The sequence below is a fragment of the Intrasporangium sp. genome (assembly GCF_030452765.1).
Taxonomy (GTDB): Bacteria; Actinomycetota; Actinomycetes; order Actinomycetales; family Dermatophilaceae; genus Intrasporangium_A.
Map to the genome: position 1 here is coordinate 1 of NZ_JAKDLO010000118.1, position 14835 is coordinate 14835.

Sequence of the window (14835 nt, forward strand, 5' to 3'; positions counted from 1 at the left end):
ACCTGCTCGAAGTAGAACCTGACGAACGCGTTCGCGCCCGCGCGCGTGCGCACCTTGGCCGCCTCGGGCAGGCCCTCGATCGTCGGCTGAGCACTCGTCGGCGTCGCCGGCGGCGTGCTCGAGGTCGTGCCGCTACTCGTGGCAGCACCGGTCGGCGCGCTGGACGACGCAACCGTCGGCACGGCACCCGTCGACGCCGGGTCCGGCGAACCGCTCCCGCACCCGGCCAGCACGGAACTGAGCACGAGCGCCAGCCCCAGCCCAGCGGCATACGGCATCGCTCTGCGGCGCATCGTCACGACAGACCCCTCATCACTACGCGGCGAACCGCACGAACAACGCGACAAAGCATGCCATACCAACAGACCGAAGCCAGCCGCGTATCCACAGGCGGGCTGTCCCCCCGCCGTGCGGCAGCGGCCGTGGGCCCGACCCGCGAGCGGGGATCACAACTGGATGAGCGAGTCGAGCAGGCGCTCCCACCGTGGCCCGACCGCCACGAGCCGGGCGATCCGCTCGTCGTCCCCAGTCAGGGAGATCTCGAGGCGCGAGTCGGACAGCTGCTCGGCGACCCCCGCACCCCACTCGACGACCGTGACGCTCTCGTCGAGGTCCGCGTCGAGGTCGAGGTCGTCGAGCTCGAGCCGGCTGCCGACGCGATAGGCGTCGACGTGGACCAGGGCGGGTCCGCCGACGAGCGACGGGTGGATCCGCGAGATGACGAAGGTCGGCGACGTGACCGGGCCGCGGACACCGAGGCCCTCGCCGAGCCCCTGGGCCAGGGTGGTCTTGCCCGCGCCGAGGTCGCCGGTCAGCACGACGAGGTCGCCGGCGTGCAGCCGGGCGCCGAGCCACCTGCCGAACGCGTGCGTGTCCTCGGGCGTGGGAAGCGCCACGTCACGCGCCACGGGCTGCCTTCGACTGCTCGGCCCGCGTCCGACGGCCGGCATGTGCGGTCCTCGCCCGAGCGAGCCGCTCCTTGGCCACGTTGGTGATGGTGCGCTGGACCCGGGGCTGCTGGCTCACCTCGAGGTGCTCGACCCGGGACCGGACGCCGCGCTCGATGAGCTGGACGAGCTGCGCGTTGAGCAGGTCCGGGTGCTCGAGCATGATGACGTGGCCGGCGTGGTTGACCAGGACGTGCTCCGCCCCCGGGATCGCCTCGATGATGAGGTCGCTGTGCTCGGGCGGGGTGAGGATGTCGTCCATACCGTTGAACACGAGGACATGCGTGCCACGGAAGTGCTGCAGCGCCGGCCGGATATCGAACCCTTCGAAGGCCCCGAGGTAGTCGTTGATGACGTCGAGCGGCGTGCTGAGCAGGATGTTGGCGGTGTACCGCACCAGCGAGGCCGCCACCGGAGAGGCGAAGGAGTTCTGGTCGACGAGGAACTCCTCGAGCGTGGCGTTCCGGCGGCGGATCCAGGACCAAAGCTCCGGGCGTTCGCTGAGCGGCATGAGCACGACGGGGCCGAGCCGCCCGAGCAGCTGGGCGCCGATCGTCGCGCGCCGCCCACCGTTCGCGAGGGCCATGCCGCCGGGGCTCGTCGCGATGAAGGCCACCCCGCTGACGCGGTCGTGGATCAGCTGGGGGTCGAGCTTTCCCAGGGCCATGATCGTCATGCCGCCCATCGAGTGCCCGACAAGGACGAGGTCGCCCGACGGGGCGACCTTGTCGATGACGGTGTGCAGGTCCTTCGCGAGGCGGCCGACGACGTACGCGTCAGGCTCACCTCGGCCGGACTGGCCGTGGCCCCGGTGGTCCCAGCTGACGACGCGGTAGCCGGCCACCTTGAGGGCGCGGCGCTGGAAGACCCAGCAGCGCAGGCTCAGGCAGTAGCCGTGCGTCAGCACGACGGTCGGCGGCTCGACGGGCCGGCCGTGTGGCGGGGTGAGGCCCCGCACCACTGCGGCTGCCGCCTCCGGGGAGGGTTCGTCGATCACGACATGCAGCGGCACCCCGTCGTCGGTGAGCACGACGCGCTCCTCGTCGGGGACGACGTCATACGTGTCGCGGGTGTCGAGGGCGAACATCGCGGCGCGGTGCTTCGTGGCGCGGTCGGCGACGACGCCCGCCGCGACGCCGGCGGCGGCACCGACCAGGGTCGCACCAACCCCGATGAGCGGGTTGTGCCGGTTGGCCGGGCTCATCAGGCCGGGTCCTCGGCCGCGCCCAAGTCCTCGGCTGCGCCCAGATGGATCCTCGGCACCCGGGCACCGAGGCGGGAGACGATCTCGTAGCTGATGGTGTCGGTCGCCGCTGCCCAGTCCTGGGCGGTCGGCTCGCCCGGGGCACCACCGAAGAGGGTGGCGATGTCGCCGGCCTGCGCGCTCGAGCGGGAGCCGAGGTCGACGACGAACTGGTCCATGCAGACGCGCCCGGCCACCCGGGTCCGGGTGTCGCCGACGATCACAGGGCCGACGTTCGTCGCGTTGCGGGGGATGCCGTCGGCATAGCCGGCCGGGATGAGCCCGACCACGGTGTCCTGGGTGGGCGTGTAGAGGTGGCCGTAGCTGATGCCCTGTCCGGCAGGCAGCCGTTTGACGAGCGCGAGTCGGGCGCGCAGTGACATGACCGGCCGGAGCCCGAAGTCGTCCTCGATCTGCGGGACCGGGGACAAGCCGTAGATGGCGATCCCGGGCCGCACGAGGTCGCCGTGGGCCGAGGGGTGCACGAGCGTCGCGGCCGAGTTGGCCAGGTGGCGCACCTCGGGGCGGCACCCCTGACGCTCGGCCTCCGCGGCGGCCTCGAAGAGCCGCTCCTGCTGCGCCAGGACCGTGGGGTGATCCGGCGCGTCGGCGTGGGCGAAATGGGTCCAGACGCCGACGGCGCTGAGCACGCCCTCGGCCTCGAGTGGCCGGGCATGCCGGACGAGCGTGCTCCAGTCGGCCCCGTAGGCGCCGCCGCGCCCGAGCCCGGTGTCGACCTTGAGGTGGACCCGCGCCGGGCGGCCCACGGCCCGGGCAGCGGCCGCGATCTCGTCGAGCGTCCACGGAGCCGAGGCGGACAGGTCGATGTCCCGGGAGACGGCACCAGCGAAGTCGGCTCCGGGAACCGCGAGCCAGGTGAGCAGCCGGGTCGTGACCCCGGCGTCACGCAGCGCGAAGGCCTCGGGCATCTGGGCGACGCCGAGCCACGTCGCCCCGGCGGCCACGGCGGTGCGGGCCACCGGAAGCAGACCGTGACCGTAGGCGTCGGCCTTGACGACCGCCATGAACGCGGCGCCGGCCGCTCGCTCGCGCAGGACGCGCACGTTGTGCGCGAGTGCGGTGTGGTCGATCTCGGCCCACACAGGCAGCCCGTGGGTTGTCGGCTCTCGTTTCATCGGTGGCAGTCTCCCACGTCAGGTCGTCAGATCCGGCGAAGGAGCAGTTCCCGGACAGCCGCGGGTATGGCGTGTGCCACCGCCAACGCGCGCAGCGGACCGCCCGCCGAGGCCCGCTCGGCAGCAAGACCGTGAACGAGGGCGCCGAGCGAGCCGGCTTCGAGGGGGCTCAGCCCGGCGGCGAGGAGCATGCCGAGCAGCCCGGACAGGACGTCGCCGGCACCGGCCGTGGCGAGCCAGGCCGGCGCATCGGCCTGAGACCGGACCGGTCCCTGCGCACCCGCGACGATCGTGGTCGAACCCTTGAGCAGGACGACGGCGCCGGTCAGCCCGGCCAAGCGCCGGACCGCCCCGACCGGGTCCGCCTCGACCTGCTGTCGGCTCACCTCACCGGCGCCGGCCCCTCCCCCGGGTCGAGTGGCCGGATCGAGCGTGTCGCTCGCCTGCTCGTCCGTGCTCAGGGCGTCGTCGGAGCCGGCGTCGTTCCGGCCGGTTGTCCCGTCCGGGCCGGTGAGCGCGAGGAGCCGAGTGAGCAGGCGGGCCGCCTCGCCCGCGTGCGGGGTCAGCAGGGTCGGTGCCTCCCGTGGGCCGTCGACAAGGTCGAGCCCGCCCGCGTCGATGACGACGGGCAGATCGGAGGCGAGGGTTTCGCGCGCCGCCGCAAGCTGGTCCGCGGCGGCGCTCTCGACGTCGAGTCCCGGCCCGACGAGCCAGGCCTGCACCTGACCCGGTCCGTGCACGGCCTCCGGGACCGCGGCCCGGACGAGCCCGGTCGGGGTTGGCGGGCCGACGTAGCGCGCCATCCCCACGCCGGCCTCGACCGCGGCGGTCACCGAGAGGACCGCTGCACCGCTGTAGTGCTCTCCCCCGGCGACGATCCCGAGCACCCCCCGGGAGTACTTGTCGTCGCCCGGGCCGGGCATCGGCCAGAGCCGGGCCGCGTCATCGAAGGTGAGCCGCTCGACTGCGGCCGGCACCTGAGTGGTACCGAGGCCAATGTCGACGACGGTGAGCCGCCCGGTCGCGCCTTCTCCGGCCGGCAGCAGGTGCGCGGGTTTCGCGACGCCCATCGTCACCGTCTCGTCGGCCCAGACGATGGCGTCGGCCCGCACCCGACCCTCGGGGTCGAGGCCGCTCGCGAGGTCGACCGCGATGATCCAGGCGTCCTCGTCGATCGCCGCGACGAGCCGGGCGGCCGTCGGGCGCAGCCCCGGGTGTCCCCCGATGCCCGTGATCCCGTCGAGCACGAGGTCGGCCCCGGCGACGACCCGGACCGCCTCGTCTGGGTCGTCGGCGGCGACCACGACCACAGCGTTCTGCGCCACGGTGGCCAGGCCACCCTGGTGGGCCGCAGAACGGCCCTTGTCACTGACCAGCACGGCAGCGCACGGATAGCCGACCTCGGCCAGGAAGTGAGCGGCATACAGGGCATCTCCCCCGTTGTCACCCGAGCCGACGAGGGCGACGACGGAGCGCCCGCCATGCTCGCCCAGCCGCGCGGCAGCGACGTCGGCGATCCCCCGGGCGGCGCGGCCCATCAGGGTCCCGTCGGGCAGGCCGGCCATCGCGGCCGCCTCGAGCGCGCGCACATCAGGGATGGACAGTGCCCGGATCATCAACCCTCCGCGATCACGACGGCCGACGCGATGCCCGCGTCGTGGGACAGCGAGACGTGCAGGCGGGCGACGCCGAGATCCGCCGCGCGGGCCGCCACGGTGCCGATGACCTCCAGCGATGGCTTGCCGACCGCGTTGGTCACGACCCACGCGTCCGTCCAGCCGAGGCCACCCGGCGCGCCGAGCGCCTTGGCGAGCGCCTCCTTCGCGGCGAACCGGGCTGCCAGAGAAGCGAGCCCGAGCTCACCCTCGGGCGGTGTGAACAACCGGGTCCGGAGTGCAGGGGTCCGCTCCAGCGCCGCGCCGAAGCGCTCGATGTCGACGACGTCGATGCCGACTCCGACGATCATGCTGCCGCCCCGCTCGCTCGGCTGCTCGCTCGGCCGCTCATTCGACGGTGACCGACTTGGCCAGGTTGCGCGGCTGGTCGACGTCGAGGCCCTTGGCGGTCGAGAGCCACAGCGCGAAGACCTGCAGCGGGACGACCGTCAGCAGCGGCGCCAACAGCGGCGCGGTCGCGGGCACGCGGATGACCTCGTCGGAGAAGGGCACGACGTCGTGGTCGCCGTCCTCGGCGATGACGATGGTGCGCGCGCCGCGAGCCCGGATCTCCTGGATGTTCGACACGATCTTGCCGTGCAGGCCGTGCTCGCTCGACGGCGACGGGACGACGACGAAGACCGGCTGGCCGGGCTCGATGAGCGCGATCGGCCCGTGCTTGAGCTCGCCCGCGGCGAAGCCCTCGGCGTGGATGTAGGCCAGCTCCTTGAGCTTGAGCGCACCCTCGAGCGCAACAGGGAAGCCGACGTGCCGGCCGAGGAAGAGCACGGCACGGCTGTCGGCCATGAACCCGGCGATCTCCTTGACCCGCCCCATCCGGTCGAGAACGGTCTGGATCTTGTCGGGGATCTCGGCCAACTCCTCGAGGACGGCCCGCACGTCGTCGGCGAAGGTGCCGCCGCGCAGCTGGGCGAGGTAGAGCCCGAGGATGTAGCTCGCGGTGATCTGGGCGAGGAACGCCTTCGTCGACGCGACGGCGATCTCCGGCCCGGCATGCGTGTAGAGGACCGCGTCGGACTCGCGCGGGATCGTCGAGCCGTGCGTGTTGCAGATCGAGATCGTCAGGGCGCCGAGCTCGCGGGCGTGCTTGACCGCCATGAGGGTGTCCATCGTCTCGCCCGACTGGCTGATCGACACGACCAGCGTCTGCTCGTCCACGATGGGGTCGCAGTAGCGGAACTCGTGCGCGAGGGAGACCTCGACGGGGATGCGCGTCCATCGCTCGATCGCGTACTTCGCCACCATTCCGGCGTATGCCGCCGTCCCGCACGCCACGATCGTGATCCGGTCGATCTCGCGCAGCTTCTCCTCCGGGATGCGCAGCTCGTCGAGCGTGAGCCGCCCGTCCGTGTCGGTGCGTCCGAAGAGGGTGTCGCGCACCGCGTGGGGCTGGTCGTTGATCTCCTTCTCCATGAAGGTCGCATAGCCGCCCTTCTCGGCGGCGGCGGCATCCCAGGTCACCTCGTAGGCCTTGCCCTGCGCCGGAGTCCCGTCGAAGTCGACGACCGTGACCGTGTCGGGTGTGATCGTGACGATCTGGTCCTGGGCGAGCTCGAGGGCCGCACGGGTGTGGCCGATGAACGCGGCGACGTCGGAGCCGAGGTAGTTCTCGCCGTCGCCGAGACCGACGACGAGCGGGCTGTTGCGGCGGGCACCGACGACCACTCCCGGCTGGTCGGCGTGGACAGCCAGCAGGGTGAAGGCCCCGTCGAGGCGGGCCACGACCGCTCGCATCGCCTCGGTGAGGTCGGGCGTCGTCGTGTAGGCGGCGGCCAGCAGATGGGCGACGACCTCGGTGTCGGTCTCGCTGGCGAAGGCCACGTTGTCGGCGATCAGCTCGCTCTTGAGGGCGTGGAAGTTCTCGATGATGCCGTTGTGGATGAGGGCGAGCTTGCCGTCCGTGCCACCTCGGTGCGGATGCGCGTTCGTGTCGGTCGGGCCGCCGTGGGTGGCCCAGCGAGTGTGACCGATCCCGGTCCGCGACACCGGCAGGGGGTGCTCGTCGAGCTCACGGCGCAGGTTCTCCAGCTTGCCGGCCCTTTTCCGGGTCTCGACCCGGTCGCCCGCGACCAGCGCCACCCCCGCCGAGTCGTAGCCCCGGTACTCGAGCCGGGTCAGGCCCTCCATGACGACCTCGAGCGCGGTGCCGTCCTCGACCGGGCCGACATACCCCACGATTCCACACATGGGCACCAGCGTAGGGGACCGGCGAGCATCGCCCGGCCATCCGCGGACCCGCGGTGCTACCGAACCTCGGTCCGTCATATCGCGGGTTCTTGGGGCCCACCACAGCGATGGGACCGCCGCGTCCGACAGAATGCTCCCGTGTCCCCTGCAGCGAACGGCGCGTATGACTCCCTACCGTCGCTCTATGTCGAGTTCGACCGAGCCGGATGGTCGCGGTTGCGCGAGAACCACCCGCTCAGCCTCGACGCGGCCGACCTCGCCCGACTCAAGGGGCTCGGCGACCCGGTGGACCTGCGGGAGGTGGAGGAGGTCTACCTGCCGTTGTCCCGACTCCTGCTGTTCTACGTCGCGGGCACGAAACAGCTGCACCAGGTGACGACGGACTTCCTTGGTGAGCGCCCGGCCAAGACCCCCTTCGTCGTCGGTGTCGCCGGCTCCGTGGCGGTCGGCAAGTCGACGACCGCGAGGCTCCTGCGCGAGCTCATGGCCCGTTGGCCCGACACCCCTCGGGTCGAGCTGGTCACCACGGACGGCTTCCTGCTACCCAACGCCGAGCTCGAGCGACGCGGCCTCATGAGCCGCAAGGGCTACCCGGAGTCCTACGACCGTCGCGCCCTGCTCCAGTTCGTCGCCGAGGTCAAGTCGGGCACGGAGGAGGTCAGCGCCCCGGTCTACTCGCACCTGACCTACGACATCATCCCCGACGAGCGGATCGTCGTGCATCAGCCCGACGTGCTCATCGTCGAGGGATTGAACGTGCTCCAGGCACCGTTGGTCCACCCGGTGCGCGGCCCGGGTATGGCGGTCAGTGACTTCTTCGACTTCTCCGTCTACGTCGACGCCTGGGTCGACGACGTGCGCACGTGGTACGTCGACCGGTTCCTGCGGCTGCGGGAGACGGCCTTCTCCAACCCGAACTCCTACTTCCACCGCTACGCGGCCCTGTCAGACCACGAGGCGGTCGAGACGGCGACCCGGATCTGGCGCGAGATCAACGGGCCGAACCTGGTCGAGAACATCCTGCCGACGCGGTCGCGCGCGACTGCGGTGCTGGCCAAGGACAAGAACCACTCGGTGCGCCGCGTGCGGCTCCGCAAGATCTAACCCCACGGGGGGCTCACGGCCGCGAACGGCCTGCGCCCCCCGTGCACCCCTCGAAAGACCCGCGTGGCCGGCTCTCGCGGCAACGGCGGGGCGCGTTCCAGCGTCAAGTCGCCTCTGACGCGTGGTCGAATCGAAGAAATGCGGCCCGGAGGGCCGGATTTCTCCGATTAGTACCAGTGAGGGCTGTTGGACTGCCAGAAGGACAGCGCGTCGCACGGGCTGCCGTAGGACTGCTCGATGTACCAGAGGCCCCACTTCATCTGGGTGACCGGGTTGGTGCGCCAGTCGTTGCCGAACTTGGCCATCTTGCTGCCGGGCAACGACTGCGGGATGCCGTAGGCCCCTGAGCTCGGGTTGCTCGCGGTCCAACGCCAGTCGCTCTCGCCGTTCCACAGGGTGACGAGGCAGCTGTACTGGGCCTGGCTCGTCCAGCCATGCTCGGCCATGAGCGCCCTCGCCGCGGCACGTGGGTTGTCCTTCGCCTTGGCGATCGTCTTGGCGCGGGCGGCCTCGGCGGCCTTGCGTCGCTTCTGCTCCGCGGCGGCCTTGGCCTTCTTCTCGGCCTTCGCCTTCGCCTGCGCATTGGCCTTCTTGGCGGCTGCCAGGTCGGCCGCGGAGACCGCGGTGCGGCTCTCGCTGCGCGAGACGGTCGCGGCGCGGTAGCTCGTGTCGACGGCGCTCGTCAGCGCCAGTTCCTGGGCGGCGACGGTTTCACCGGCGGGAGCCGGCTCCCCCGTGCCGGACCCGGTGGCAGCGGCATACCCAACCGCGCCGAGGCCGAGCCCGAGGGCCAGGCCCGCCGCGACGACGGGTCGTGCAGCGCGCCGCCTCGGGGTGGGGCGTCGCTGGTCGGTGCGTGCGGCCAAGGGTGCCGGTGCGGCGAGCGGGCGGTGCCGTGCTTCGTATCGGGCCATGAGTCGGGGCGTGCCTTTCTCGGAGCCCGCGAGGCATGGGGCACCCAGAGTTGGTGGATGGGGTCGTCGGTGACGGCGGGAAAACGACCCATCTTCGTTACCAACTTGTGATCTTGCCTTTTCAACGGTGACAGCGATGAGCTCAAAAGGCAAATCGGCCGCACGGCATGGACGCCTACGGGCTGACCGGAGCGAGGACAGGCGCCCAGATGTATGCCGCTCAGCGAGCACTATGGGAAGGCGCGGTCCGCACGCGGCCGGGGCGAGCCGGTGGCGGTCAGGACCTGGCGCCCTCGCGGTTGTCGGTCAGGCCTCGATCCCCTCGAGGAGATCGGTCACGAGGGCAGCGATCGGGCTGCGTTCGCTGCGGGTGAGTGTGATGTGGGCGAAGAGCGGGTGGCCCTTGAGCTTCTCGATGACCGCCGCGACGCCGTCGTGCCGGCCGACCCGCAGGTTGTCCCGTTGGGCGACGTCGTGGGTGAGCACGACCGTGGAGTTCTGGCCGACGCGCGACAGGACTGTCAGCAGGACACCCCGCTCGAGTGACTGCGCCTCGTCGACGATGACGAACGTGTCGTGCAGCGACCGGCCGCGGATGTGGGTCAGTGGCAGCACCTCGAGCTGGCCCCGGTCCATGACCTCGTCGACGACCTCCTGTGAGACCAGGGCACCGAGGGTGTCGAAGACGGCCTGCCCCCACGGGTTCATCTTCTCCTGCTCGGTGCCCGGCAGGTACCCGAGCTCTTGGCCGCCGACGGCGAAGATCGGGCGAAAGACGACGACCTTGCGATGGGCCCGCCGCTCCATGACGGCCTCGAGACCGGCACAGAGCGCGAGCGCCGACTTGCCCGTGCCTGCTCGGCCGCCGAGGGAGACGATGCCGATGTCGGGGTCGAGCAGCAGGTCGAGAGCGATCCGCTGCTCCGCGCTGCGACCGTGCAAGCCGAACGCGTCTCGGTCGCCCCGCACGAGCCTGACCTGCTTGTCGGCGCCGACCCGGCCCAGGCCGCTCCCGCGTGGCGAGAGCAGCACGATGCCGGTGTGACACGGCAGCTCCGCTGCGGCCGGATGCTCGAGGCGCCCGGTCTCGTAGAGCCCGTCGAGCTGCTCGATCGTGACCTCGAGCTCGGCCATCCCGGTCCAGCCGGAGTCGACGCCCTGCTCGGCGCGGTACTCCTCCGCCTCGAGGCCGCACGCCGACGCCTTGACCCGCATCGGCAGGTCCTTGGACACGATCGTGACCGCGGCGCCCTCGTTCGCGAGGTTCTTGGCCACCGAGAGGATGCGGGTGTCGTTGTCGCCGAGACGGAACCCGGCCGGAAGCGCCGTCGGGTCGGTGTGGTTGAGCTCGACCCGCACGGTCCCCCCGACCTCACCCACCGGGACCGGACGGTCCAGGCGCCCCGCGCTGACCCGCAGGTCGTCGAGCAGCCGCAGCGCCTGCCGCGCGAAGTACCCGAGCTCCGGGTGGTGCCGCTTGCCCTCGAGCTCGGTCACGACGACGACCGGCAGGACGACCTCGTGCTCGGCGAAGCGGAGCATCGCCCTCGGGTCGGACAGGAGTACGGAGGTGTCGACGACATACGTCTTGCGGGACTGCCGTGAAGTCGCGGGTCGGCGGCGGCGCGGCGCTGCAGAGGTCTCGGTGCTGGGGCTGTGTGCCATACCCACTCCCTGACGGCGCGCGCGTCGCACGCCTGGTCGATCCCGAGCCGGGCGACCCCCGGACGGTGGAGCCGGACCCGGCCCTCCCGTCGAAGCGTGTGCTCCATGAGGGGACCTCCTGGCGGCGGTGGGCAGGTACCCTCCGCTACCTGCGACGCTACGGCCAGCGAGGGGCTGCATCGTGGAGGTCACGTCTCGTGTCGCGACGTGCGCGCCCTGGTCCGTGTGACGTCGTCGCTCACGTGCCGTAGCGACGATGACGACCGGCGTACGCGCGCAACGCCCGGAGGAAGTCGACGTGCCGGAAGTCGGGCCAGTAGGCCTCGCAGAAGTAGAACTCGGACCTCGCGCTCTGCCACAGGAGGAACCCGCCGAGGCGTTGTTCTCCGCTGGTCCGGATGACGAGGTCCGGGTCGGGCTGGCCCTTGGTGTAGAGGTGCTCGGCGATGTCCTCGACGGTGAGGTCCTGGGCGATCTCCTCGAGCGTCTGCCCGCGCGCTGCCCGGGTGCGCAGCATCGCCCGAACGGCATCGGCGATCTCACGACGGCCTCCGTACGCGACGGCGACATTGACCGTCATCCCCTCGACATCGGTGGTCCGCTGGATCGACTCCCGCAGGCTGCGCGCCGTCCGCTCCGGCAGCAGGTCGGGAGCGCCGACCAGCGTGAGGTGCCACCGCCTCGTGCCGGCAAGGTCGACGACGGCGTTGTCGATGATCTGCAGGAGCGGTGTCAGCTCCTCAGGGGCCCGGTTCAGGTTGTCCGTGGACAGGAGCCAGAGGGTGACGTACTCGACGCCCGCCTGCTCGCACCAGGTGAGCAGGTCCTCGATCTTGTCGGCGCCGGCCTGATGTCCGGTGGCGGCACCGGCGCCGCGTGCCTTGGCCCAGCGCCGGTTGCCATCGAGCATGACCGCCACGTGACGGGGCATCGCCTCGCGCGGCAGCTCCTTGGCAACCCGCCGCTCGTATGCGGCGTAGACGACCTCGCGCCAGCCCACCGGCATCCTCCTCGGGCTCGTCCAGCGGCGCCTCCGGCGAAGCCGCGGTAGTCAACCTACCTCCGGGCCGAGGCGCCAGTGGCCACGAGGTCCGCCGGGATGAAGGGCCCTCGCGCGCCTTGCCGGGTGTGCGGCATGCTTGCCACTCGTGGTTACGTACCGTAACCTACGGAGCCGTAGGTTACCCTTGGGCCCATGTACGGAGGCAGCATGTACGGACGCAGCAGGGATGACCAGTGCAGGACGGACGCCGCCGTCTCGGCGGTCGCGGACCTCGTCGCGACGGTGAAGCCGCGGCTGCGCGGCTGGCTCCACCTGGGGATGTTCCCCTGCGCGCTCGTCGGTGGGTTGGTGCTGACCATCGTCGCGCAACCGGAGACCGTGCGGAGGGCTGCCCTGGTGTTCACCATCACGGCGACGCTGCTCTTCGGGGTATCGGCCGTCTACCACCGGGGCTCGTGGGGGCCGCGGATGGCGGGGCTGCTCCAACGGCTGGACCACTCGAACATCTACCTGATCATCGCGGGCACCTACACACCCTTCGCGGTGACCCTCCTGCCTTGGCAGCAGGCACGCACGCTACTGGCGCTGATCTGGGGTGGTGCGCTTGCCGGGGTGGTCTTCCGGGTCGTCTGGGTCGGTGCGCCCCGCTGGCTCTACACCGGGCTCTACCTCGTCCTCGGGTGGACGGCGATCTTCTACGTCGTGCCCTTCTGGCGCGCCGGCGGGATGCTCATCGGGTCGCTCATCGCCCTCGGCGGGCTGCTCTACACCGCGGGCGGGGTCATCTACGCGACCAAGCGGCCCGACCCCTCACCTCGTTGGTTCGGCTTCCACGAGGTGTTCCACGCGTTCACCGTGGCGGCCTTCGCGTCGCACTTCGCCGCGGTGGCCCTCGCCGTCACCGCCAACCCCATCGCCGGTTGACGCGTGCACTGCTTGCTCCTCTTCGAGAGTGCACCACTCCTCATCGAAAGTGCACCACTCCTCATCGAGAGTGCACCACTCCTCATCGAGAGTGCAGTAGTCCGGATCGAAAGTGCACGAGTCAGGCGCTAGTCATGCTCGCTGGGCCCGGAGTCGTGATCGCCCGATCCGGCCTCCGGCTCGGAAGACCCCGGCGCCTTGGTCTCGCCCTGCTCCTGCTCCTGGCGCTCCTGGTCGAGCCGGTCACGCTCCCGGTAGGCCATCCGCCGCATCCGGGCATTCATGTTGCGCATGAGGAACCACAAGGCGACCGCGAGCACGAACACGGCGATGAAGCCGAGGATCCCGGGACCGACCGGGAGGTTGTCGCTGCCACCCATCAGGCGCTCTCCTCCATGTCCGGCGGTCGCCCGTCATAGGCGAGCATGAGGTCACCGGATGTCGCCAACGCGTCGGCCTCCTCAGGTGTGCCGAGCCCGGCGAAGAGGTCGTCCTCGACCGGCCGGATCGGCACGTACGACAACGCCGCCTCAAAGTCCTCGTGCGGCCACACGCGCTGCTGGAGAGGGACCGGGACCCGGAACCAGAACCCGTCCGGGTCGACCTGGGTCGCATGGGCCAGCAGGGCCCGGTCGCGCGTCTCGAAGTAGTCGGCGCACACGATCTCCGTCGTGACCCGCCCCGTGCGACGCGGCTTCCAGTTTGCCAGCCAGTCGGTATAGGGGCTCTCGAGCCCTTCGGCAGCCATCGCCTCATGGATCGCCGTGAGCCGCTCCAGGCTGTGCCCGCTGTTGTAGTAGACCTTGAGCGGCTGCCACGGCTCCCCCGCATCCGGGTAACGACCGTGTTCACCGGCCGCGACGAAGGCCGACATCGCGACGCGGTGGCACATCATATGATCGGGGTGGGGATAGCCGCCCTTCTCGTCGTAGGTCGTCAAGACGTGCGGGCGGAACTCGCGGATGACGCGGACCAGCGCCTCGGTTGTCACCTCGAGGTCCTCGAGGGCGAAGCAGCCCTCCGGCAGAGGCGGCAACGGGTCACCCTCCGGCAGGCCCGAGTCGACGAAGCCGAGCCACGTGTGCTCGCACCCGAGCACCCCCTGAGCGGCGCGCATCTCGCGCCGTCGGTAGGCGACCAGGTCGCGCTCGATCTCGGGTCTGCCCTTGAGCCTCTCGTTGAGTATGTCGCCGCGCTCACCTCCGGTGCACGAGACGACCCGGACGCGGCTGCCTTCGGCGACGTACTTCGCCGTCGTCGCCGAGCCTTTGCTCGACTCGTCGTCGGGGTGGGCGTGCACCGCCATCAACCGCATGCCACGGGACAAACTTGCCTCCTCACGTCGGTGTACCGGTGGGGCCTGGGTGTGCTCCTACCGGGTGGGGTTCGCGTGCCCGGTGGGAGAGACTGGGACTCGACCGCCATCCTCTCATCTACCCGACGTCGTTGACGTCGGCCCCTGGAGCCCCGACATGCCCTTGCCACAGCCAGCGCCCGGCACGCTCAAATGGTGGATCATCGGCACCATCGGCATCGGTGGGGGGATCGCCCTCGCGATCTGGTTCGGGCTCTCGGCAACGCTCGGGGTGCCGACCTGGGAGACGTTGGGCTCCAAGCCCATCGACGACCAGACGGTCATGGTGAAGTTCCAGGTGACCCGACCTGCCGGGCAGCCGATGACCTGCCAGATACGAGCGCTCGCCCTGGACTTCTCGACGGTTGGCAGTGCCGAGGTCAAGGTGCCCCAGTCACCTAACGACACCTCTGAGGAAACGGTCACGGTGCGGACGACGACACGGGCAGTCGCGGGCCAGGTGCGCTCCTGCACGATGCCGTGAACGTCTCGATCCGACCACCTTGGCCTGCGCCGGAAGGGGTCCTTTGTTATCCTTGAGGTTCACCTGAGGTCACGACCGGTGAGACACACCGCGCCGGTCGGGGCCTTCCTTGTTTCGGGGGCCCCCCCGCCCCCCCCGGGGGGGCCCCCACCAACGGGGCGGGGCCAAGGGACCGCCCCCCCGGGCACAGGACGGCCC

The 14835-nt window shown here is 70.9% G+C and carries 14 protein-coding genes and 1 pseudogene; 3 read left to right on the forward strand and 12 right to left on the reverse strand.

Annotation, left to right across the window (positions count from 1 at the left end):
- From L0H79_RS14555 to glmS, 7 genes and pseudogenes are all read right to left on the reverse strand, one after another.
- Positions 1–299, reverse strand: a pseudogene (locus L0H79_RS14555) (hypothetical protein); the annotation flags it as partial.
- Between the two features lie 147 nt (positions 300–446).
- Positions 447–908 carry a tRNA (adenosine(37)-N6)-threonylcarbamoyltransferase complex ATPase subunit type 1 TsaE gene (gene tsaE / locus L0H79_RS14560; protein ID WP_301485354.1) on the reverse strand — a complete coding sequence of 154 codons (462 nt, stop codon included), beginning with the start codon at positions 906–908 and terminating at the stop codon, positions 447–449.
- Entirely contained in the window at positions 898–2151 is a 1254-nt protein-coding gene (locus tag L0H79_RS14565; protein ID WP_301485355.1) for an alpha/beta fold hydrolase, read from the reverse strand. Before L0H79_RS14565 ends, tsaE begins: the two co-directional genes overlap by 11 nt.
- On the reverse strand, positions 2151–3326 hold the full coding sequence (gene alr / locus L0H79_RS14570) for an alanine racemase (RefSeq protein WP_301485356.1): 1176 nt from the start codon (positions 3324–3326) through the stop codon (positions 2151–2153). The genes L0H79_RS14565 and alr overlap by 1 nt, the downstream gene beginning before the upstream one ends.
- Positions 3327–3352: 26 nt before the next feature.
- Positions 3353–4942 carry a bifunctional ADP-dependent NAD(P)H-hydrate dehydratase/NAD(P)H-hydrate epimerase gene (locus L0H79_RS14575; protein WP_301485357.1) on the reverse strand — a complete coding sequence of 530 codons (1590 nt, stop codon included), beginning with the start codon at positions 4940–4942 and terminating at the stop codon, positions 3353–3355.
- On the reverse strand, positions 4942–5292 hold the full coding sequence (locus L0H79_RS14580) for a holo-ACP synthase (protein WP_301485358.1): 351 nt from the start codon (positions 5290–5292) through the stop codon (positions 4942–4944). Before L0H79_RS14580 ends, L0H79_RS14575 begins: the two co-directional genes overlap by 1 nt.
- Before the next feature lie 37 nt (positions 5293–5329).
- Entirely contained in the window at positions 5330–7189 is a 1860-nt protein-coding gene (gene glmS / locus L0H79_RS14585) for a glutamine--fructose-6-phosphate transaminase (isomerizing) (protein ID WP_301485359.1), read from the reverse strand.
- A gap of 138 nt (positions 7190–7327) precedes the next feature.
- Between glmS and coaA the strand changes: the two genes are divergently transcribed.
- Positions 7328–8293 carry a type I pantothenate kinase gene (coaA, locus tag L0H79_RS14590; RefSeq protein ID WP_301485360.1) on the forward strand — a complete coding sequence of 322 codons (966 nt, stop codon included), beginning with the start codon at positions 7328–7330 and terminating at the stop codon, positions 8291–8293.
- Between the two features lie 167 nt (positions 8294–8460).
- Here the strand turns inward: coaA and L0H79_RS14595 are convergent, their stop codons facing one another.
- The 3 genes from L0H79_RS14595 to L0H79_RS14605 form a co-directional block, all read right to left on the reverse strand.
- Positions 8461–9207: a lytic transglycosylase domain-containing protein gene (locus L0H79_RS14595; RefSeq protein ID WP_301485361.1), complete on the reverse strand. Its 747-nt coding sequence runs from the start codon at positions 9205–9207 to the stop codon at positions 8461–8463.
- A gap of 306 nt (positions 9208–9513) precedes the next feature.
- Positions 9514–10872, reverse strand: coding sequence for a PhoH family protein (locus tag L0H79_RS14600; protein WP_301485362.1), 1359 nt, complete (start codon positions 10870–10872; stop codon positions 9514–9516).
- A 238-nt stretch (positions 10873–11110) separates the two neighbouring features.
- Positions 11111–11878: an isoprenyl transferase gene (locus L0H79_RS14605; RefSeq protein WP_301485363.1), complete on the reverse strand. Its 768-nt coding sequence runs from the start codon at positions 11876–11878 to the stop codon at positions 11111–11113.
- Between the two features lie 189 nt (positions 11879–12067).
- On the opposite strand from L0H79_RS14605, the gene L0H79_RS14610 reads away from it, so the two are divergent.
- Positions 12068–12799: a hemolysin III family protein gene (locus L0H79_RS14610; protein WP_301485364.1), complete on the forward strand. Its 732-nt coding sequence runs from the start codon at positions 12068–12070 to the stop codon at positions 12797–12799.
- A 128-nt stretch (positions 12800–12927) separates the two neighbouring features.
- Here the strand turns inward: L0H79_RS14610 and L0H79_RS14615 are convergent, their stop codons facing one another.
- Positions 12928–13179, reverse strand: a complete 252-nt coding sequence (locus L0H79_RS14615; protein WP_301485365.1) for a hypothetical protein — start codon at positions 13177–13179, stop codon at positions 12928–12930.
- Positions 13179–14126 carry a mycothiol conjugate amidase Mca gene (gene mca, locus L0H79_RS14620; protein WP_301485366.1) on the reverse strand — a complete coding sequence of 316 codons (948 nt, stop codon included), beginning with the start codon at positions 14124–14126 and terminating at the stop codon, positions 13179–13181. Before mca ends, L0H79_RS14615 begins: the two co-directional genes overlap by 1 nt.
- A gap of 145 nt (positions 14127–14271) precedes the next feature.
- Between mca and L0H79_RS14625 the strand changes: the two genes are divergently transcribed.
- A complete protein-coding gene (locus L0H79_RS14625) occupies positions 14272–14637 on the forward strand; it encodes a DUF4307 domain-containing protein (protein ID WP_301485367.1) in 366 nt (121 codons plus the stop codon).
- Positions 14638–14835: the final 198 nt, after the last annotated feature.